This window comes from Geodermatophilus sp. URMC 62, assembly GCF_052931475.1.
Map to the genome: position 1 here is coordinate 1,143,046 of NZ_JBRFHY010000001.1, position 17,677 is coordinate 1,160,722.

Here is a 17,677-nt window from a genome sequence, read left to right on the forward strand (position 1 = left end):
CGCTACCGGCTGCCTACATTGGAGCCGTGACCGCGGCGGCCGTGACCTCGACGGACGCCGCCGCGCCCGCCGTCACGACCGTCGCGCTCGAGGACTCCCCCGACCTGCTGGGGCTGCTGCCGCGCACCGGCGCCCTGTCGTGGGTGCGCCGCGGCGAGGGCCTGGTGGGCTGGGGCGAGGCCGACCGGCTCGAGGTCCGCGGTCCCGGCGCGCTCGCCGAGGCCGCGGCCTGGTGGGCCGCCCGCAGCGCCGACCTGGTGGTCGACGACGAGGTCGGCGTCCCCGGCTCCGGGCCGGTCGTCTTCGCCAGCATCGCCTTCGACCCGGCCGCGGAGACGTCGGTGTTCGTCGTCCCCGAGGTCGTCGTCGGCCGGTGCGCCGGCGTCGCCTGGCTGACCTCCGCCGGCGACGCCGACCCGCGCGACCTGCTCGCCGCCGGCCCGCCGCTGCCCCCGGCACCGGCCCGGCTGCGCTACGCCGACGGTGCGCTCGACCCCGCCTCCTGGTGCTCGGCGGTCGCCGCCGCGGTGCAGCGCATCGGCGCCGGCGAGCTGGCCAAGGTGGTCCTCGCCCGTGACCTGCTGGTCACCGCCGACGTCCCGCTCGACCCGCGCCGGCTGCTCGACCGCCTGGCCGCCCGCTTCCCCGACTGCTGGACCTTCGCCGTCGACGGCCTGCTCGGCGCCACCCCGGAGCTGCTGCTGCGGCGCACGGGCCGGGAGCTGTCCGCGCGGGTGCTGGCCGGCACCGCACCCCGGGGCGCCGGGGCCGACGACGACCGGCTGGCCGCCGGGCTGCTGTCCTCGGCCAAGGACCGCGCCGAGCACGCCCTCGCGGTCGACTCCCTCGTGCAGGCCCTGGAGCCCTACTGCACCGCGCTGTCGGTGCCCGCGGAACCCGCGCTGCTCACGCTGGCCAACGTGCGGCACCTGGCCACCGACGTCACCGGCACCCAGCGCCGGTCCGGCGCCGGCGGCCGCGCCGGGCTGCTGGAGCTGGTCGACGCCGTGCACCCGACCGCCGCCGTCTGCGGCACCCCGCCCGACGTCGCCGCCTCGGTCATCGCCGAGCTCGAGGGCACGGGCCGCGGCCGCTACGCCGGGCCGGTCGGCTGGCTCGACGGCCGCGGCGACGGCGAGTTCGGCCTGGCCCTGCGCTGCGCCCAGCTCTCCGACGCCGACCCGGCCGCCGCCCGGCTGTTCGCCGGCTGCGGCATCGTGGCCGGCTCCAACCCGGCCGCGGAGCTGGCCGAGACCCAGTCCAAGTTCGCCGCCGTCCAGGCCGCGCTGGAGAGCTGATGCGACCGGTCCCGGACCTGTCCTGGGACCACGACGCGCACTACCGGCCGGTGCTGCTGCGGGCGCTGCCGCCGCGCTGCGACCGGGTGCTGGAGGTCGGGTGCGGGGCCGGCGACCTGGCCGTCCTGCTCGCTGAGCGGGCCGCGCGCGTGGACGCCGTCGACCGGTCGCCGGAGATGGTGGCGCTGGCCCGGGCGCGGGTGCCCGCGACGGTCCGCGTCGTCGAGGCCGACGTCCTGGCCCTCGAGCTGCCGGCGGGCGGCTACGACGCCGTCGTCGGCGTGAGCTCCCTGCACCACCTCCCGCTGGAGGAGGCACTGCGCTGCCTCGGCGCCGCGGTCCGGCCGGGCGGGGTGCTGGCGATGGTCGCCCTGCCGCGCCGCGACCTGCCCCGGGAGCTGCCGGTCGAGGCGGTCGCCGCCGTGCTGCACCGCGCCGTCGGGGTGGAGCGGCTGCTGCGCCGGTCGCCACGCCCCGAGCGGACGCCGGGGATGCCGGTGCGGGAGCCGGAGCTCACCGTCCGGGAGGTGCGGCGGCGGGCACGGGCGGTGCTGCCCGGCGTCCGGGTGCGCCGGCTGCTGTTCTGGCGGTACGCCCTGGTGTGGCACCGCCCCGGGTGAGCTGCCGGCCCCGGACGGTCAGGTGAGGGCCCGGGACGCCGCGTCGCGGAGGCTGACGGCGAGGTCGGCCTCGGCCCGCTGGTCGGTGCGGACGACGACCACGCGGGGTCCGCCCGGCGCCAGCGCCGCCGCCAGCTCGCCGGCGTCGCGCACCGCCGTCGCCGGCCAGCCGAGGGCCTCGGCGAGCGCGACCAGGTCGCGGCCGTGCGGCGTCCCGAACACCCGCCGGTAGTCACGGGCGTGCGCCGGCCGGCCCGGCTCGAGCTGGGCGAAGATGCCGCCGCCGTCGTTGTCGGGCACGACGACCGTGAGGTCCGGCCGCGCCTCCCCGTCGCCGGTGAGCAGGCCCTGCAGGTCGTGCAGGAACGTCAGGTCGCCCAGCAGCGCCACGGCCGGCCCGCCGTGCACCAGCGCCGCACCGACCGCGGTGGAGACCGTCCCGTCGATCCCGGCGACGCCGCGGTTGGCCAGCACGGTCACGTCCCCGCGGGGGACGGCGAGCCGGTCGACGTCGCGCACCGGCGTCGACGAGCCGAGCACCAGCAGCGCCCCGGCCGGCAGCGCGGCGACGACGTCGCGGGCCAGCCGGGCGGCGGTCAGCCCGGGCGCGGCGCCGAGCAGCGCGTCGACCGCCGTCCCGACCCGGCCGGCGGCATCGCGCCAGGCGGCGGCCCAGCCGTCGTCGGACGCCGGCCCCGTCGGCGGCGCGGCCCGGGTGACCAGCGCGCTCGACCGGCCGGCGTCGGGCCAGCGCGGTGTCGCGACGACCGTCTCCACGCGCACCCGCGGGTCGGCCAGCAGCGCCGACACCGGCCGCGACAGGGTCGGGCGGCCCACGACGACGACCCACTCGGGCCGGTGCGCGTCCAGCCAGCCGGGCACGCCGAGCAGCAGCGCCCCGCCGCGGACGGCGTCGCCGGTCCACGCGCCACCGCTGGGCTCGGCCACCACCGGCCAGCCGGCCGCCGCGGCCCCGGCGGCCCAGGCCCGGCCGACCGCGGTCGGCCCGTCACCGGCGACGACGAGCGTGCGCGGACCGCCCGGCAGCGGGTCGGCCCCGGGCGCCGGGGCGGAGCCCGCCGTCCAGGGCGCGCCGCCGTCCCGTCCCGCCCACGCGCCGGCGGGCTGCGGCTCCCCGTCGGGCAGCAGCGGCTCGCGGAACGCCAGGTTCAGCTGCACCGGCCCGGGGTCGCCCGACAGCCCGCCGGTGGCCGCCAGCAGCGCCCGCGACACCACCGAGCGCCAGTAGCGGTTCTGCGCCTCCTCGCGGCCGGACTCGGGGACGCCGACGTCGGCCGCCCAGCGCACCGCGCCGCCGTAGAGGCCGGGCTGCTCGATGGTCTGGTTGGCCCCGGTGGACCGCAGCTCCGGCGGCCGGTCGGCGGTGAGCGCCAGCAGCGGGACGCCGCTCGCGTCGGCCTCGAGGACGGCGGCGTGCAGGTGCGCCGTCGCCGTCCCCGAGGTGGTGAGCACCGGCACCGGCCGGCCCGACGCGCGCGCCAGACCGAGGGCGAGGAAGGACGCCGTCCGCTCGTCGATGCGCACGTGCAGCCGCAGCTGGCCCTCCCGCTCCGCGGCCGCCAGGGCGAGCGCGACGGGCGCGGAGCGGGAGCCGGGCGCCACGACGGCGTCGGTGACCCCGCCGCGGAGCAGCTCGTCGACCAGCACGCGGGCCAGTGCGGTGGAGGGGTTCACGCGGCCAGCACCGCGGTCAGCCGCCCGGTCCACCGGCCGGTGACGTCGGGCGCGGCGGCCACGGAGGCCAGCCGGTCGGGCGCCACCGCCCGCACCGGCAGGGCGCCGTCGACCGGCAGCAGCGGTGCGTCGGTGACGTCGCCGGAGAGCAGCGCGACCGTGGCCAGCCCGCAGGCGAAGGGCAGCTCCGGCAGCGCCGCGGCCAGCGCGACCCCGGCCGCGATGCCGACCGAGGACTCCAGCGCCGAGGAGACGACGCACGGCAGCCCGTGCGCCTCGGCCACGCGCAGCGCCGCCCGCACCCCGCCCAGCGGCTGCACCTTGAGGACGACGACGTCGCAGGCCGCGCGCAGGTCGACCGCGAGCGGGTCGTCGGCCCGCCGCACCACCTCGTCGGCGGCCACCCGGACGTCGACCCGCCGGCGCAGCGCGGCGAGCTCGTCGAGGGTGGCGCAGGGCTGCTCGACGTACTCCAGGCCCACCCGGTCGAGCTCCCGGATGCGAGCGACGGCGGCGTCGACGTCCCACGCGGCGTTCGCGTCGACCCGGACCGCACCGGCCGGACCCAGGGCGTCGCGCACGGCCTCCACGCGGGCGAGGTCGTCGGCCGGCGTCTGCCCGGGCTCGGCGACCTTCACCTTCGCCGTCCGGCAGCCCGACTCCGCCACGATCGCGTGCGCCCGCTCGGCGTCCACCGCCGGCACCGTCACGTTCACCGGCACGCGGTCGCGCACCGGGGCCGGCCAGCCGGTCAGCGCCGACTCCGCGGCGGCGACCCACCAGCGCCGGCTCTCGACGGTGCCGTAGTCCCAGAACGGGGAGAACTCGCCCCAGCCGGCCGGGCCGCGCACGAGGACGCCGTCGCGGACGTCGATGCCGCGGAAGCGGGTCCGCATCGGCACCGACCACACCGCCACCTGCTCGATCCCCTCGGGGAGGCCGGCGGGGGTGATCACGCCGACCAGCGTATGTCGGGCTCGCCGTAGTCTCGTTCGACGTGCCCCGGCAGCTGACCGTCCTCCCCGCGCCGGACTCCCCCGGCGCCGTCCTCGGCACCGTGCTGCCCGCCGTCCGCGCCTGCCTCGACGGCGGCGCGCCGCTCGCCGTCCTGCCCGCCGGGCCGGCGGCGGGCGCGGCCCGCGCGGCGCTCGCCGCCGACGAGCCGCTCGAGGACGGCGCCGACCTCGTCGTCGTCACGTCCGGGTCGACCGGGCGCAGCCGCGGGGTGCTGCTGCCGGCCCCGGCGCTGCGGGCGTCGGGCACCGCGACGCTGGACCGCCTCGGCGGTCCGGGCACCTGGCTGCTGGCGCTGCCGGTGTCGGCGATCGCGGGGCTGCAGGTGCTGTGCCGTTCGGTGCTGGCCGGCACGGTGCCCGCGGTCCTCGGACCGGGCGAGGACCTGGCCGCCGCGGCCGCGCGCATGGAGGGCGACCGGCGCTACACCGCCCTGGTCCCCACCCAGCTGCGCCGGTACCTCGACCGCGAACCGGACGCGCTGCGCGCCTTCGACGCCGTCCTCGTCGGCGGCGCGGCCACCGACCCCGCCCTGCTGGCACGGGCCCGCGCCGAGGGCGTCGCCGTGGTGACCACCTACGGCATGACCGAGACCGCCGGGGGCTGCGTGTACGACGGCGTCCCCCTCGACGGCGTGCGGGTGCGGGTGGGCGGCGACGGCGGTGCCGCAGGACCCGGCGGAGGAGCCGTCGCGATCTCCGGGCCGGTGCTCGCCCTCGGTTACCGGCGCGACCCCCGGGGCACCGCGGAGGCGTTCGCCGGCGGGGAGTTCCGGACCCGCGACGCCGGCACGATCCGGCCCGACGGCCGGCTCACCGTCACCGGCCGGCTCGACGACGTCGTCGTCACCGGCGGGGTGAACGTCGCGCCGCAGGCGGTCGAGGGCGTCCTGCGCGAGCACCCCTCGGTGGCCGACGCGGTGGTGTTCGGCCGGCCCGACGAGGAGTGGGGGCAGCGGGTGGTGGCCGCCGTCGTGCCCGCACCCGGCGCGGTGCCCGACCTGGGTGCCCTGCGGCCGTGGGTGGTCGAGCGGCTCGGCGCGCCGTCGGCCCCCCGGGAGCTGCACCTGGTCGACGCGGTGCCCACGCTGCACACCGGCAAGCCCGACCGGCGCGGCGTCGCCGCCGCAGTGAGGGACGGGAACGGCCCGCCTGCCGGGTCCCGCCGCGAGCCTGCGAGTGGCGGGGGGCAGGGGGGTCCTTCGTGATGGCCACCCCGGCGCAGTGGGTGGCCGGTGCCCGGCCCCGCACGCTGCCCGCCGCGCTCGCCCCCGTGCTCGTGGGCACCGGCGCGGCCGCCGCGCTCGACGGGTTCCGGCTCGTCGCGGCGCTGCTGGCCCTGCTCGTGGCGCTGGCGCTGCAGGTGGCGGTCAACTACGCCAACGACTACTCCGACGGGCGGCGCGGCACCGACGCCGACCGGGTCGGGCCGATGCGGCTGGTCGGCTCGGGCGCGGCCTCGGCCCGCGCGGTGCTGGTCGCGGCGCTGCTGGCCTTCGCCGTCGCGGGGGTGGCGGGGCTGGCGCTGGCCGCGCTGTCGAGCTGGTGGCTGGTCGCCGTCGGCGCGGTGTGCCTGGTCGCCGCCTGGACCTACACCGGCGGCCCGCTGCCCTACGGCTACCGGGCGCTGGGCGAGGTCTTCGTCTTCGTCTTCTTCGGCCTGGTCGCCGTCACCGGGACGACGTTCGCGCAGACCGGCCGGGTCGAGGGCCTGGCGCTGGCCGCGGCGGTGCCGGTCGGGCTGCTGTCGGTGGCGCTGCTGGTGGTCAACAACCTGCGCGACGTCGACGGGGACGCCCTGGTAGGGAAGCGGACGCTGGCGGTCCTGCTCGGCGACCACGCCACCCGGCTGCTCTACGTCGGCCTGCTGGCGGTCGCGTTCGCCGTGGTCGTCGCGATCGGCGTCGTGCGGCCGTGGGCGCTGCTGGGCCTGCTGGCCGCACCGCTGGCGCTGCCGCCGTCGCGGGTGGTGCTCTCCGGCGGGCGCGGGCCGGCGCTGATCGCGGCCCTGCAGTCCACCGGCCTGCTCACCCTGGCCACCGGCGTGCTGCTGGCCGCCGGGCTGGCGCTGTCGGGCTGACCGCCGATCAGGCGGAGGCGTCCCCGCTGAGCCGTGCGCGCAGCTGCTCCTTGCGGGTGCGCCGGGCGACGTTGCGCGCGGCCAGCGCCTCGGTGAGCCGGTCGCGCACCGGGCGCAGCAGCACGTAGGCCACCGGCATCGACAGCAGCAGGCCGAACAGCAGCGCCGGGAAGCCGGGCAGGCCGACCAGCCAGATCAGCGAGATGAGCACGACGGCGACGACCAGCCGGCCGAGCGTGTACAGCAGCAGCCACGGGGCGATCCGCGGCGGCGTCGCCGGGCCTCCGGACGGGGCGCTGGGGGTGGGGCTCTCGGCCATCGTGGGGTCCTCCTGACTGCGGTCGGGCGTCACGCCGTCCGCCCCTCCCACTTGGTGGAGAGGACGACGGTGGTGCGGGTGCGGGCGACGCCCTTGATCCTGTTCAACGCGCTGATGGCCGCTTCCAGTGCCGGGATGTCGGTCACCCTGACCTTGAGCACGTAGCCCTCGCTGCCGGCCACGCGCCAGCAGTCCTCGACCGCGGGCATCTCCCGCAGCGCGGCCTCGACGCCGGTGTCGTCGACCGAGTCGCTCTCGATGACGCCGACCAGTGCGGTCACGTCGAGGCCGAGGGCTGCGGGGTCGACGACGGCGCGGTAGCCGGTGACGACTCCCGCGGCCTCCAGCTTGCCCACCCGTTCGTGCACCGCCGGTGCGGACAGGCCCACCTGGCGCGCCAGCTCGGCGTAGCTGGCCCGGCCGTTGGCGCGCAGCAGGTCGATCAGCTGCCGGTCGACGGCGTCGATGGGGCCCTCCGTGTCGGTGCCTGGCGGGGCGGGTCGCGCTCCACCCCCGAGTATCCCAGCGGACGTACATTGGCGGTGAGGCCGAGTCGAGGAGGTGCGCCGGTGGCGTTCGTGGTGCTTCTGGCGGTCGCGGTGGCCGTGGTCGTGCTCGTCGTGCGAGCGACCGCCGTGGCCGGGAGGGGGCTGCGTCAGCAGCACCCGGCCCGCCGTCCGCGCCCGCCGCGCGCCGCCCGCCCGATGGCTCCCGACGACGATCCGGAGTTCCTCCGCGAGCTGGGCCGCCGCGTCCGCCGCGACGACGGCTCCCCCGCCTAGCGCGCCACCCGGGCGGGCCCCGCAGGGCCCGCGCCGAGCCCGGTGAGGTGCCGGAACGGCCTCCCTGCAGGGGCCCGCGCCGAGCCCGGTGAGGTGCCGGAACGGCCTCCCTGCAGGGGCCCGCGCCGAGCCCGGTGAGGTGCCGGAACGGCCCCTCTGCAGGGGCCCGCGCCGAGCTTGCGAGGCGTGGGGGGCAGAGGGGTCCTTCGATCAGGCCGCGCGGCCGCCGAAGAGCCGACGCCAGCCGCCACGCGGACCCGGCGGCTCGGGCTCGTCCCCGGGTGCGGGCACGGGCGGGACGGCGTCCATGCGGGCGGTCTCGTCGTGCCCGCCCGGTGCGGTGTCGCCGGAGGCGGTGTCGGTCGACCCGGGCCAGCCCAGCCCGCCGCCGGTCGTGGTGTCCCCCGGCCAGCCGAGGCCGCTCTCCGTGCCCCCGGCGCGGGGGGCGTGCCGGGTGGCGGGTGCGCCGGCCGGCTGCTGCGCGAGCGCGGCGGCGACGAGGGGGTCGGTGCCGGCGTCGTCGGGCGCCGCGTGCCTACCCACGGCGTCCTCCCCGGCGCTCCCCCGTGCGTGCGGTCATGGGGAAATGGAAGCACGCAACCGACCTCACGCGCCCACGCCCCCGCGCAGGGGCGACGGGTGTGACCGGGTGGGGCGGATGAGGTGCGGTCAGCTCAGCCCGCCGTAGCTGTGCAGCCCGGTCGACACCATGTTCACGTAGAGCAGGTTGAAGACCATGACCGCCAGGCCCACCACGTTCACCCACGCCGCGGGCCGGCCGCGCCAGCCCGCCGTCGTGCGGGCGTGCAGGTAGGCGGCGTAGACGACCCAGGCGATGAAGGCCCAGGTCTCCTTGGGGTCCCAGCCCCAGAACCGGCCCCAGGCGCTCTCGGCCCAGATGGCGCCGGCGATGACGGCGAAGGTCCAGACGGGGAACCCGAAGACGGCGGTGCGGTGGGCGACCCGGTCGAGGGCGGCCGCGGTGGGGAGGCGGGCGGCCAGCCCCGAGGCGTCGCCGCCGCGGGCCTCGTACCGCGACCGGACCAGGTACAGGACGCTGGCGATGCCGCTGACGAAGAAGACGCCGAAGCCGAGGATCGCCGTGGTCACGTGCACGGCCAGCCAGCTCGAGCGCAGCGCGGCCACCAGCGGGCCGGCCTCGGCGTAGAGGAACAGCCCGATCGCCACGAGGCTGACCACGACGGGCGCGAGCACGAACACGGCGGCGTGGCGCAGGCCCGGCGAGCGCAGCGCCAGCACCAGGAAAGCCACGACGGCGATGAGCACGACCGCCGTCGCGAACTCGTACATGTTGCCCCAGGGCAGCCGGCCGGTGGCCATCCCGCGGGTCACCAGGACGCCGGCGTGGGTCAGCGCCCCGAGCCCGGTGAGCGCCATGGCCGCCTGTCCCCAGCGGCGCACCGGCGCGGGATCGGCGTCCAGCGCGGGGTCCGCGGCCGGCGCGGGGGCAACCGGCCCGGCCGGGGCGCCGGCGCCCACCAGCTCCTGAGCTCGGAGCGGGCGCCGGCCGAAGGCCAGCTGCGCGCAGGAGGCCACGACGGCCAGGGAGTAAAGACCGACGCTGATCGTGAACAGCGTGTCGGACAGGGCGGCCAGCTGGTCAGCGGTCACGCGGGGAGGCCTCCGGTCGCGGTGCGCCGCCGTCGGCGGACGGGGCGCGGGTGGTGGCGCGGGCGGCCAGGGCCGCCCGCAGGTCGTCGGTGAGCGCCGTGAAGCGTGGTGTGCCGTCGCCGCTGCCGCGCGTCAGGACCCCGACGCCGAGCACGGTACCGCCGTCCCCAGCAGCCGTGTCGGCGCGGGCGAAGACGCGCTCCCGGCGCAGCAGGAGCATGCCGAGCAGGCCGGCCAGGACGGCGATCGCGGCGGCGAGCACCCAGACCTGGCCGGGGTCGTGCGAAAACTGCAGGGAGGCGAACTCCTTGGCGCCGGTGAAGGTCACCGTCGTCCCGTCGGGCAGCGTGAGGGACTCCCCGACCGACAGGTTGCCCCTGCCGACCTCGCTGAGCCGGCCGCGCTCGATCTGCGACGCGTCGAGCGAGTAGACCGACTGCGGCAGGCCGGAGTCCAGGCCGAGGTAGCCCTGGTAGGCCACGATCGCCACCTGCGGCGCCAGCGGCCGCGGGTCGATCGAGGTGAGGATCCCGCCCTGGACCAGGCCGGTGGGGGCGAAGAAGCCCTGCAGGGCCAGCTGGTCCTCCGCGCCGGCACCGAGGTCGGGCAGCTTGAGCGCGCCCTCGCTGGCCATCGTGGACTGCTCGGTGGGCAGGAACGGGGCGGAGACGTCGTCGAAGGTGGTCCCGTCGGGCAGTGTCACGGTGAACGTCGGGCTGAACCCGTGGCCGGTCACGTAGACCCGGTCGCCGTCGACGCGCAGCGGGTCGTTGACGCCGATCGTCGTCGGCCGGCCGGCCTCCCCCGGCGCGCCGTAGGTGACGTCGGCGGTGAACGAGGCCGCGGTCAGGTCCTCCTCGTACTCGGCGCGGAAGTCGTCGAGACCGACGCAGATCGGCGTCAGGTCGCTGCCCTCGACGAGCGCGCCGGCGGAGTAGGTGTCGTACTGCTGGAAGGAGTTGCAGAACCGCTGGCCCTCGGTGACCAGGATGCTGCCCTCGTAGCCCCACAGCTTGCCGCCGGCCAGCGCCAGCAGCAGGGCGACCAGGGCCAGGTGGAAGACCAGGTTGCCGGCCTCCTTGAGCAGCCCCTTCTCCGCCGAGAGCTCCGGCACGCCCCCGCGCTCGCGGCGGACGACGCGGTAGCGGCGTACCCGCAGCTCCTCCTCGACGACGTCCAGGGCGGCCGCCGCGGGCAGCGGCGTGGACAGCTCCGCGGCGTCGGGCAGCCGCGAGAGCCGGCGCGGGGCGGGCGGCGGCGGGGTGCGCAGGGCGCGGGCGTGCTCGAGCGCGCGGGGCAGCACGCAACCGATCAGCGAGACGAACAGCAGCAGGTAGACCGCGGCGAACCACGGTGAGCTGAAGACGTCGAAGAGGTAGAGCCGGTCGAGCAGCGGCGCGAGCGTGGGGTGGTCGGTGGCGTACTGGCTGACCTTGCTCTGCGACAGCGAGCGCTGCGGCAGCAGCGAGCCCGGGATGGCGGCGAGCGCGAGCAGGAACAGCAGCACAATCGCCGTGCGCATCGCGGTGAGCCGGCGCCACTGGCGCAGCAGGAACCCGGCCAGCCGGCGGACGGCAGAGGGGCGCGCGGGCGGCGGAGGGGCGGCCGCCGGCCGGGGCGGAGCGGTGACCGTCACAGCAGCGACTCCCCCAGGCCGGTGGCGGCGAGCCACGCGCGCAGCCACGCCATCATCTCGCTCCAGGCGCCGGTGACCAGCAGCAGCCCGACCAGCACGAGGACGGCGCCGCCGAAGCGGGTCACGGCCCGGGCGTGCCGGCGCAGGAACGTCGTCGCCCCGACCGCCCAGCGGGCGCCCAGGGCGACGAGCACGAACGGGACGCCCAGCCCCAGGCAGTAGGCGACCGACAGCAGCGCCCCGCGGCCCGCGGTGGCCTCGGTGTAGGCCAGCGAGTACACCGCCGACAGCGTCGGGCCCAGGCACGGCGTCCAGCCCAGCCCGAAGACCACGCCGAGCAGCGGCGCCCCGGCCAGCCCGGCCACCGGCCGGACCGAGAGCCGCCGGGTGCGCTGCAGGAACGGCAGCCGGCCGAGGAAGGCCAGGCCCACGACGATGACGACGACGCCCATCCCGCGGGTGATGACGTCGTCGTACCGGACGAGCAGGCGGCCCAGCCCGCCCAGGGCGGTGCCGACGGTCACGAACACCGCGGTGAAGCCGAGGACGAAGAGGACCGCGCCGAGGACCATGCGCCCGCGGGGGGAGCGCTCGTCGGTGCGGACGGCGGTGGCGGTCGCGCCGGCGCCGTCCCCGGCGGGTGCGGGGGCCCGGGTCCGCGCGCCGCCGGCCGCCCCGCTGCCGACGAGGCCGGTGACGTAGGAGAGGTAGCCGGGCACCAGCGGCAGCACGCAGGGCGAGGCGAAGCTGACCAGCCCGACGAGGGCGGCGACGGCGGCGGCGACGAGCAGCGGGCCGTCGGTGACGAGCGCGGCGAACTCCTGCCCCACCTCAGGCCTCCTCGCCGAGCAGCCGGTCGATCACCGCGCGCAGGTCGTCCTGGGCGACCTCGCCGGTGTAGACGGCGGCCACCCGGCCGTCACGGTCCAGCACGATGGTGGACGGGATGGCGGTGGCCGGGTAGTCCCGGAACGCCAGGGCCACCTCGCCGGCGGGGTCGTAGAGCGAGGGGAACTCGATGCCCTGGCTGTCGACGAACGCCTGGGCGAACTGCTCGTCGGCCTCCTTGACGTCGAGCCCGAGGAAGGACACGCCCCGGTCGCGGACGTCGGCGTAGACCTCCTGGAACTGCGGCGTCTCCACCCGGCAGGGCGGGCACCAGGAGCCCCAGAAGTTGAGGACGGCGACCTCCCCCGCCAGCGCGTCGGAGGTCCAGTCCCCGCCGCCGAGCAGGGTGCCGCCGAAGTCCGGCGCCGCGGCCCGCTCGGCCGCCGGGATGACCTCCCCGGCGGGCGTGCCCGCGACGAAGCGGAACTCCCCGCCGTTGGTGACGTCGACCTGGCCCTCCCCGGTGGAGCAGCCGGTGAGGACGGCGAGCGCCGCGGTCGCGGCGAGCAGGGCACGCCTCCCGGGGCCCCCGCGGAGACGTGGAGCGCCGGCGGAGCGTCTCCGCGGGGTGGTCATGCGCCCGGTACCGCGTCGGGGTCGGTGGCCCCGACGGGCTCGGCGTAGCTGACGCCGGTGACCCGGTCGCCGTCGTAGGTCACCGAGGTGACGCTGGCCAGCCCGCACTGCCGGCGGCGCGGGTCGTGGGCGTAGCGGCGGCCCTCCAGGTGCAGCCGCAGCGTCCAGATGGGCAGCTGGTGGCTGACGCAGACGGCGGCGCTGCCGCGCGCGGCGTCGCGGGCGGCCTCGACGGCGGCCAGCATCCGGGCGGCGATCTCGACGTAGGGCTCGCCCCACGACGGCCGCAGCGGGTTGCGCAGCTTCCACCAGTGCTGTGGCGAGCGCAGCGCGCCGTCGCCGACACCGACCCGCAGCCCCTCGAAGGCGTTGCCGGCCTCGATGAGCCGATCGTCGACCGCCACCGGCAGGTCCAGCCGCTCGGCGAGGGGTGCCGCGGTCTGCTGGGCGCGCTCCAGCGGGCTGGACACCAGGTGCGTGACGCCGCGGCCGGTGAACCACTCCGCCGCCGTCCGGGCCATGGCCTCGCCGGCCGCGGACAGCCGGTAGCCGGGCAGCCGCCCGTAGAGGACGCCCCGGGGGTTGTCCACCTCCCCGTGCCGGAGCAGGTGGACGACGGTCGTCTCCATCAGGGCTGCAGCTCCTGGGCGTCCTTGGCGACCTCGGCGGGCGGCGCGTCGGCCGGGTCGGCGGCCGCGGCCGCTCGGGCGGCGGCCGGCAGCGCGGCGAGCACCCGCTCCACGGCCTCGTCGTCGAGCGCGGCGCTGACGAACCAGGACTCGAAGGCCGAGGGCGGCAGGTACACCCCGCGGGCGAGCATCTCGTGGAAGAAGGCGCGGTGCGCGGCGGTGTCCTGGGTGCGGGCGTCCTCGTAGTCGCGCACCTGGCGCTCGTCGGGCAGGAAGAACACCGAGAACATGGAGCCGGCCTGCTGCACCCGGTGGGGGACGCCGGCGGCGAACAGCGCCGCGCTGGTCGCGCCGCGCAGGACGACGGCCACCTCGTCGCAGCGGGCGTAGACCTCCTCGGTGCAGTGCCGCAGCGTGGTCAGGCCGGCGGCGACGGCGACCGGGTTCCCCGACAGCGTGCCGGCCTGGTACACCGGCCCGGTCGGGGCGAGGTGGTCCATGAGGTCGGCGCGGCCGCCGAAGGCCGCGGCCGGCAGCCCGCCACCCATGACCTTGCCGAAGGTGAACAGGTCGGCGTCGACGGGGTCGAGGCCGTACCAGCCCGAGCGCGACACCCGGAAGCCGGTCATGACCTCGTCGAGCAGCAGCAGCGCGCCGTGCGCGGCGGTGATCCGCCGCAGGTGGCCGTTGAAGCCGTCCAGCGGCGGGACGACGCCCATGTTGCCCGGCGCGGCCTCGCTGACCACGACGGCGATGTCGGCACCGCGCTCGGCGAAGACCTGCTCGACCGCGGCGACGTCGTTGTAGGGCAGCACGATGGTGTCGGCGGCCGCGCCGGTGGTGACGCCCGGGGTGTCGGGCAGGCCCAGCGTGGCGACGCCGGAGCCGGCCGAGGCCAGCAGCGCGTCGACGTGGCCGTGGTAGCAGCCGGCGAACTTGACCACCAGGGGCCGGCCGGTGGCGCCGCGGGCCAGCCGCACCGCGGAGAGCACCGCCTCGGTGCCGGAGTTGACCAGCCGGACCCGCTCCACCGGGCGCATCCGGGCGATGATCTCCTCGGCCAGCTCCAGCTCGCCCTCGGTGGGCGCGCCGAAGGACAGCCCGCGGCGGGCGGCCGCGGTCACCGCCTCGACGACGGCCGGGTGGGCGTGGCCGAGGATCATCGGCCCCCACGACGCGACGAGGTCCACGTAGCGGCGCCCGTCGGCGTCGGTGAGGTAGGGACCCTGGGCCTGCGCCATGAAGCGCGGGGTACCGCCCACGGCCCGGAAGGCGCGGACCGGGGAGTTCACGCCGCCGGGGATGACCTGCTGCCCACGGGCGAACAGGTCGGCCGAGACGGGCGCCGAGTAGTCGTACCGAGCGGTGTCCAGCGAGGTCACGGCCCCAGTGTCCCCCTCGCCCCGGAGCGGCTGCCGGGGGTGTCGGGGTCGGCGGCCTGTGACGTCGGGCTCCCCGGCACCGACCCGAGCAGGGCCGCGGCCAGCGCGGCGGGGTCGCGGGTGGGTACGAGCACGGTGCGCCCGTCGGCCAGCCGCAGCGGCAGCCCGGTGCGGCCGCGCGGCACCGACCAGCCGCCGCCGAGCACGGGGGCACCGGCGTCCACGCCCGCCGTCCCGTCGCGGACGGCACGCAGGTGCGCGGCGTCGACGTCGGCCAGCGGCACCCGCTCGCGGCCCACCGTGAGCGCCCCGTCGGGGCCCCGCGGGTCGACCCGCACGGTCCAGACGCGGCGCGCCGCCGAGCAGACGGAGGCGACGATCCCGAGCACCGCCACCGCGACCAGCCACAGCAGCGGCGGCACGTCGATCCCGGGCAGCAGCAGGTCGAGGACGGCGAGGAGCCCGAGGGCCCCGGCGGTCAGCCAGGACGGCCGCCAGGAGCCCCCGGGCTCGACGAAGGACATCAGCGGCGCAGCAGGCGCGCGGCCTCGACCGCCCAGTAGGTCAGGACCTGGCCGGCACCGGCCCGCCGGATGGCGGTCAGCGTCTCCAGGATGGCCCGCTCGCGGTCGATCCAGCCGTTGCGGGCGGCCGCCTCGACCATCGCGTACTCGCCGCTGACCTGGTAGGCGCTGACCGGGACGTCGACGGCGTCGGCGACCCGGGCGACGATGTCGAGGTAGGGCAGCGCGGGCTTGACCATGACCGCGTCGGCGCCCTCGGCGAGGTCCTGGGCCACCTCGCGCAGCGCCTCGTCGGCGTTGGGCGGGTCCATCTGGTAGGTCGAGCGGTCGCCGAACTGCGGCGCGCCCTCGGCCGCCTCGCGGAAGGGCCCGTAGAAGCCCGAGGCGTACTTGGCGGCGTAGGCGAGGATCGGCGTCTCGGTGAAGGCGCTGGAGTCCAGCGCGCGGCGGATGGCCGCCACCTGCCCGTCCATCATCCCGCTGGGGGCGATGACGTGGGCACCGGCCCGCGCCTGCGCGATCGCCACGGCGGCGTAGCGGTCCAGCGTCGGGTCGTTGTCGACGACGCCGGCCGGGGTGATCAGGCCGCAGTGCCCGTGCGAGGTGTACTCGCACAGGCACAGGTCGGCCATCAGCACCAGCTCGTCGCCGAGGTCGGCCCGCAGCTCGCGCAGCGCCACGTTGACGACGCCGTCGGCGGCGTCGGCCTGCGAGCCGACCTCGTCCTTCTCCGCCGGGATGCCGAAGAGGATGAGCCCGCCGATGCCGGCCTCGGCGGCCTCGTGCGCGGCCTTCCGCAGCGAGTCGACCGTGTGCTGGACGACGCCAGGCATCGAGCCGATGGCGACCGGCTCGTCGATGCCCTCCTTGACGAAGACCGGCAGCACGAGGTCGGCCGGGGCCACCCGGGTCTGCGCGGTGAGCCGGCGCAGCGCGGGGGTCGACCGCAGCCGGCGCCCGCGGGCGAAGCCCGGGTTCGCCCCGCCCTGCGCGGCGGTCACTCCCCGGCCTCCGCCCGCCGGGCCTCGGCGAACTCGGCCAGCGCGTCGACCAGCGGGCCGACCGCGGCGGTCTCGGGCTGCACGTCCACGCGCAGGCCGAACTCCTGCGCGGTGGCGGCGGTGGCGGGGCCGATCACCGCGACGACGGTCTTGGCGTGCGGCTTGCCGGCGATGCCGACCAGGTTGCGCACGGTGCTCGACGAGGTGAAGCACACCGCGTCGAAGCCGCCGCCCTTGATGGCCTCGCGCACCGGCGCCGGCGGCGGGGCGGCCCGCACGGTGCGGTAGGCGGTCACGTCGTCGATCTCCCAGCCGCGCTCCTGCAGGCCCGCGGCGAGGGTCTCGGTGGCGATGTCGGCGCGCGGCAGCAGCACCCGGTTGATCGGGTCGAGGACGTCGTCGTAGTCGGGGAAGTCGGCCAGCAGGCCCTCGCTGGACTGCTGCCCGGTGGGCACCAGCTCCGGCACGATGCCGAAGGCGCGCACCGACTCGGCGGTCTGCTCGCCCACGCAGGCGACCTTGACGCCAGCGAACGCGCGGGCGTCGAGGCCCAGCTCGGCGAACTTCTCGCGGACGGCCTTCACCGCGTTGGCCGAGGTGAAGACGATCCAGCCGTAGCGGCCGGTGACCAGGCCCTTGACGGCGCGGTCCATCTGGGCGGCGCTGCGCGGCGGCTCCACGGCGATCGTCGGCACCTCGACCGGCACCGCGCCGTAGGCCCGCAGCCGGTCGCTCATCTCGCCGGCCTGGTCCTTGGTGCGCGGCACGAGGACGCGCCAGCCGAACAGCGGCCGGCTCTCCCACCAGGAGAGCTTGCCGCGCTTGTCGACGGCCGAGCCCACGGTGGCCACGACCGGGCCGGTGAACGGGTCGAGCCCGGCGGTCTTCTCGGCGACGGCCGACAGCTTGGCCACGACGCTGCGCTGGCCGGTGCCCGAGCCGCCGCTGGTGACGACCACCGGGGTGCTGCCGGACAGGCCGCCCTCGACCAGCCGCGCGGCGGCGTCGGGCAGCTCCTCGACCGCGCCCTGCAGCACGATCGGGGCGCCGAGCGCGCCGGCCGCACCGGCCAGCGCCGGCAGGTCGACGTCGCCGGCACGCAGGTCGGCGGTCAGCGAGGTGCCGCCCAGGGCGACGCCGGCGAAGGCCGGGACGGCGGTCGCCGGCGCGACGCCGGGGACGACGTCGAAGGACACCGAGGTGCGGCCGACGGCGAGCACCTCCTTGACCGCGGCGTCGGAGGTGAACGGGTCGCCGGCGACCAGCCGGACGACGACCTCGCCGCCCTTGGCCGCGGCGACGGCGGCCTTGGCGACGTCGGCCGGCTCGCCGCTGACCGCGGTGAGCTCGAGGCCGGGGCGGCCGTCGCGGACGGCGTCCTGCACGGCGGCGGGGACGTCGGGGTCGACCTGCACCACCGTGGCCTCGGCCAGGGCAGCCGTGGCCCGGGCGGTCAGCATGCCGGGGTCGCCGGGGCCGGCGCCGACGAAGACGACGCGGCCTGGGGTCTTGCGGAAGCGCGTCATCGCGAGCTCCTGGTCCTTGTGGGTGTCGTGGCCCCCGGGAGGGCGTGTGCGGGGGTCGTGGGCGCCGGGGCGGGCT

19 protein-coding genes are annotated in these 17,677 nt (G+C 77.6%); 5 read left to right on the top strand and 14 right to left on the bottom strand.

Going from position 1 to position 17,677, the window contains the following annotated elements; translation table 11 throughout:
• The first annotated feature begins 26 nt into the window (after positions 1–26).
• Positions 27–1,298, top strand: a complete 1,272-nt coding sequence (locus tag ACU616_RS05405) for an isochorismate synthase (RefSeq protein WP_446757450.1) — start codon at positions 27–29, stop codon at positions 1,296–1,298.
• On the top strand, positions 1,298–1,918 hold the full coding sequence (locus ACU616_RS05410; protein ID WP_446757451.1) for a class I SAM-dependent methyltransferase: 621 nt from the start codon (positions 1,298–1,300) through the stop codon (positions 1,916–1,918). Before ACU616_RS05405 ends, ACU616_RS05410 begins: the two co-directional genes overlap by 1 nt.
• An 18-nt stretch (positions 1,919–1,936) precedes the next feature.
• Here ACU616_RS05410 and menD read toward each other — a convergent pair whose 3' ends face one another.
• Together menD and ACU616_RS05420 are read right to left on the bottom strand one after the other, a co-directional pair.
• Complete coding sequence (menD, locus tag ACU616_RS05415) at positions 1,937–3,613, bottom strand: 2-succinyl-5-enolpyruvyl-6-hydroxy-3-cyclohexene-1-carboxylic-acid synthase (RefSeq protein WP_446757452.1); 1,677 nt, start codon at positions 3,611–3,613, stop codon at positions 1,937–1,939.
• Positions 3,610–4,569 carry an o-succinylbenzoate synthase gene (locus ACU616_RS05420; RefSeq protein WP_446757453.1) on the bottom strand — a complete coding sequence of 320 codons (960 nt, stop codon included), beginning with the start codon at positions 4,567–4,569 and terminating at the stop codon, positions 3,610–3,612. Before ACU616_RS05420 ends, menD begins: the two co-directional genes overlap by 4 nt.
• A gap of 41 nt (positions 4,570–4,610) precedes the next feature.
• Here ACU616_RS05420 and ACU616_RS05425 point away from each other — a divergent pair, with 41 nt between their 5' ends.
• Together ACU616_RS05425 and ACU616_RS05430 are read left to right on the top strand one after the other, a co-directional pair.
• A complete protein-coding gene (locus ACU616_RS05425; RefSeq protein WP_446757454.1) occupies positions 4,611–5,834 on the top strand; it encodes an AMP-binding enzyme in 1,224 nt (407 codons plus the stop codon).
• Positions 5,834–6,706 carry a 1,4-dihydroxy-2-naphthoate polyprenyltransferase gene (locus ACU616_RS05430; protein ID WP_446757455.1) on the top strand — a complete coding sequence of 291 codons (873 nt, stop codon included), beginning with the start codon at positions 5,834–5,836 and terminating at the stop codon, positions 6,704–6,706. The genes ACU616_RS05425 and ACU616_RS05430 overlap by 1 nt, the downstream gene beginning before the upstream one ends.
• A 7-nt stretch (positions 6,707–6,713) precedes the next feature.
• Here ACU616_RS05430 and ACU616_RS05435 read toward each other — a convergent pair whose 3' ends face one another.
• Both ACU616_RS05435 and ACU616_RS05440 read right to left on the bottom strand, forming a co-directional pair.
• Positions 6,714–7,025 (bottom strand): DUF4229 domain-containing protein, encoded by a 312-nt coding sequence (locus ACU616_RS05435; protein ID WP_446757456.1) that lies wholly within the window; start codon positions 7,023–7,025, stop codon positions 6,714–6,716.
• 29 nt (positions 7,026–7,054) lie between these two features.
• Positions 7,055–7,492, bottom strand: a complete 438-nt coding sequence (locus ACU616_RS05440) for an Lrp/AsnC family transcriptional regulator (RefSeq protein WP_446761453.1) — start codon at positions 7,490–7,492, stop codon at positions 7,055–7,057.
• A 102-nt stretch (positions 7,493–7,594) separates the two neighbouring features.
• Between ACU616_RS05440 and ACU616_RS05445 the strand changes: the two genes are divergently transcribed.
• Positions 7,595–7,807: a hypothetical protein gene (locus ACU616_RS05445; protein ID WP_446757457.1), complete on the top strand. Its 213-nt coding sequence runs from the start codon at positions 7,595–7,597 to the stop codon at positions 7,805–7,807.
• A 210-nt stretch (positions 7,808–8,017) separates the two neighbouring features.
• Here the strand turns inward: ACU616_RS05445 and ACU616_RS05450 are convergent, their stop codons facing one another.
• The 10 genes from ACU616_RS05450 to ACU616_RS05495 form a co-directional block, all read right to left on the bottom strand.
• Positions 8,018–8,350 (bottom strand): hypothetical protein, encoded by a 333-nt coding sequence (locus tag ACU616_RS05450; protein WP_446757458.1) that lies wholly within the window; start codon positions 8,348–8,350, stop codon positions 8,018–8,020.
• A 126-nt stretch (positions 8,351–8,476) separates the two neighbouring features.
• Positions 8,477–9,439 (bottom strand): c-type cytochrome biogenesis protein CcsB, encoded by a 963-nt coding sequence (ccsB, locus tag ACU616_RS05455; protein WP_446757459.1) that lies wholly within the window; start codon positions 9,437–9,439, stop codon positions 8,477–8,479.
• On the bottom strand, positions 9,429–11,075 hold the full coding sequence (gene resB, locus ACU616_RS05460; RefSeq protein WP_446757460.1) for a cytochrome c biogenesis protein ResB: 1,647 nt from the start codon (positions 11,073–11,075) through the stop codon (positions 9,429–9,431). Before resB ends, ccsB begins: the two co-directional genes overlap by 11 nt.
• A complete protein-coding gene (locus tag ACU616_RS05465) occupies positions 11,072–11,905 on the bottom strand; it encodes a cytochrome c biogenesis CcdA family protein (protein WP_446757461.1) in 834 nt (277 codons plus the stop codon). The genes resB and ACU616_RS05465 overlap by 4 nt, the downstream gene beginning before the upstream one ends.
• Before the next feature lies 1 nt (position 11,906).
• Positions 11,907–12,539: a TlpA family protein disulfide reductase gene (locus tag ACU616_RS05470; protein ID WP_446757462.1), complete on the bottom strand. Its 633-nt coding sequence runs from the start codon at positions 12,537–12,539 to the stop codon at positions 11,907–11,909.
• Positions 12,536–13,168, bottom strand: a complete 633-nt coding sequence (locus ACU616_RS05475; RefSeq protein ID WP_446757463.1) for a histidine phosphatase family protein — start codon at positions 13,166–13,168, stop codon at positions 12,536–12,538. The genes ACU616_RS05470 and ACU616_RS05475 overlap by 4 nt, the downstream gene beginning before the upstream one ends.
• On the bottom strand, positions 13,168–14,550 hold the full coding sequence (hemL, locus tag ACU616_RS05480; protein ID WP_446757464.1) for a glutamate-1-semialdehyde 2,1-aminomutase: 1,383 nt from the start codon (positions 14,548–14,550) through the stop codon (positions 13,168–13,170). The genes ACU616_RS05475 and hemL overlap by 1 nt, the downstream gene beginning before the upstream one ends.
• Positions 14,547–15,074 (bottom strand): hypothetical protein, encoded by a 528-nt coding sequence (locus tag ACU616_RS05485; RefSeq protein ID WP_446757465.1) that lies wholly within the window; start codon positions 15,072–15,074, stop codon positions 14,547–14,549. The genes hemL and ACU616_RS05485 overlap by 4 nt, the downstream gene beginning before the upstream one ends.
• Positions 15,074–16,075: a porphobilinogen synthase gene (gene hemB / locus ACU616_RS05490; RefSeq protein WP_446757466.1), complete on the bottom strand. Its 1,002-nt coding sequence runs from the start codon at positions 16,073–16,075 to the stop codon at positions 15,074–15,076. The genes ACU616_RS05485 and hemB overlap by 1 nt, the downstream gene beginning before the upstream one ends.
• On the bottom strand, positions 16,072–17,601 hold the full coding sequence (locus ACU616_RS05495; RefSeq protein WP_446757467.1) for a uroporphyrinogen-III synthase: 1,530 nt from the start codon (positions 17,599–17,601) through the stop codon (positions 16,072–16,074). The genes hemB and ACU616_RS05495 overlap by 4 nt, the downstream gene beginning before the upstream one ends.
• Positions 17,602–17,677 lie beyond the last annotated feature (76 nt).

Bases quoted from the DNA above. Each gene is read 5' to 3' on its own strand.
- ACU616_RS05410 (WP_446757451.1), top strand. From the start codon at position 1,298: ATGCGACCGGTCCCGGACCTGTCCTGGGACCACGACGCGCACTACCGG.
- ACU616_RS05430 (WP_446757455.1), top strand. From the start codon at position 5,834: ATGGCCACCCCGGCGCAGTGGGTGGCCGGTGCCCGGCCCCGCACGCTG.
- ACU616_RS05435 (WP_446757456.1), bottom strand. From the start codon at position 7,025: ATGGCCGAGAGCCCCACCCCCAGCGCCCCGTCCGGAGGCCCGGCGACG.
- ACU616_RS05470 (WP_446757462.1), bottom strand. From the start codon at position 12,539: ATGACCACCCCGCGGAGACGCTCCGCCGGCGCTCCACGTCTCCGCGGG.
- ACU616_RS05475 (WP_446757463.1), bottom strand. From the start codon at position 13,168: ATGGAGACGACCGTCGTCCACCTGCTCCGGCACGGGGAGGTGGACAAC.
- ACU616_RS05485 (WP_446757465.1), bottom strand. From the start codon at position 15,074: ATGTCCTTCGTCGAGCCCGGGGGCTCCTGGCGGCCGTCCTGGCTGACC.
- ACU616_RS05495 (WP_446757467.1), bottom strand. From the start codon at position 17,601: ATGACGCGCTTCCGCAAGACCCCAGGCCGCGTCGTCTTCGTCGGCGCC.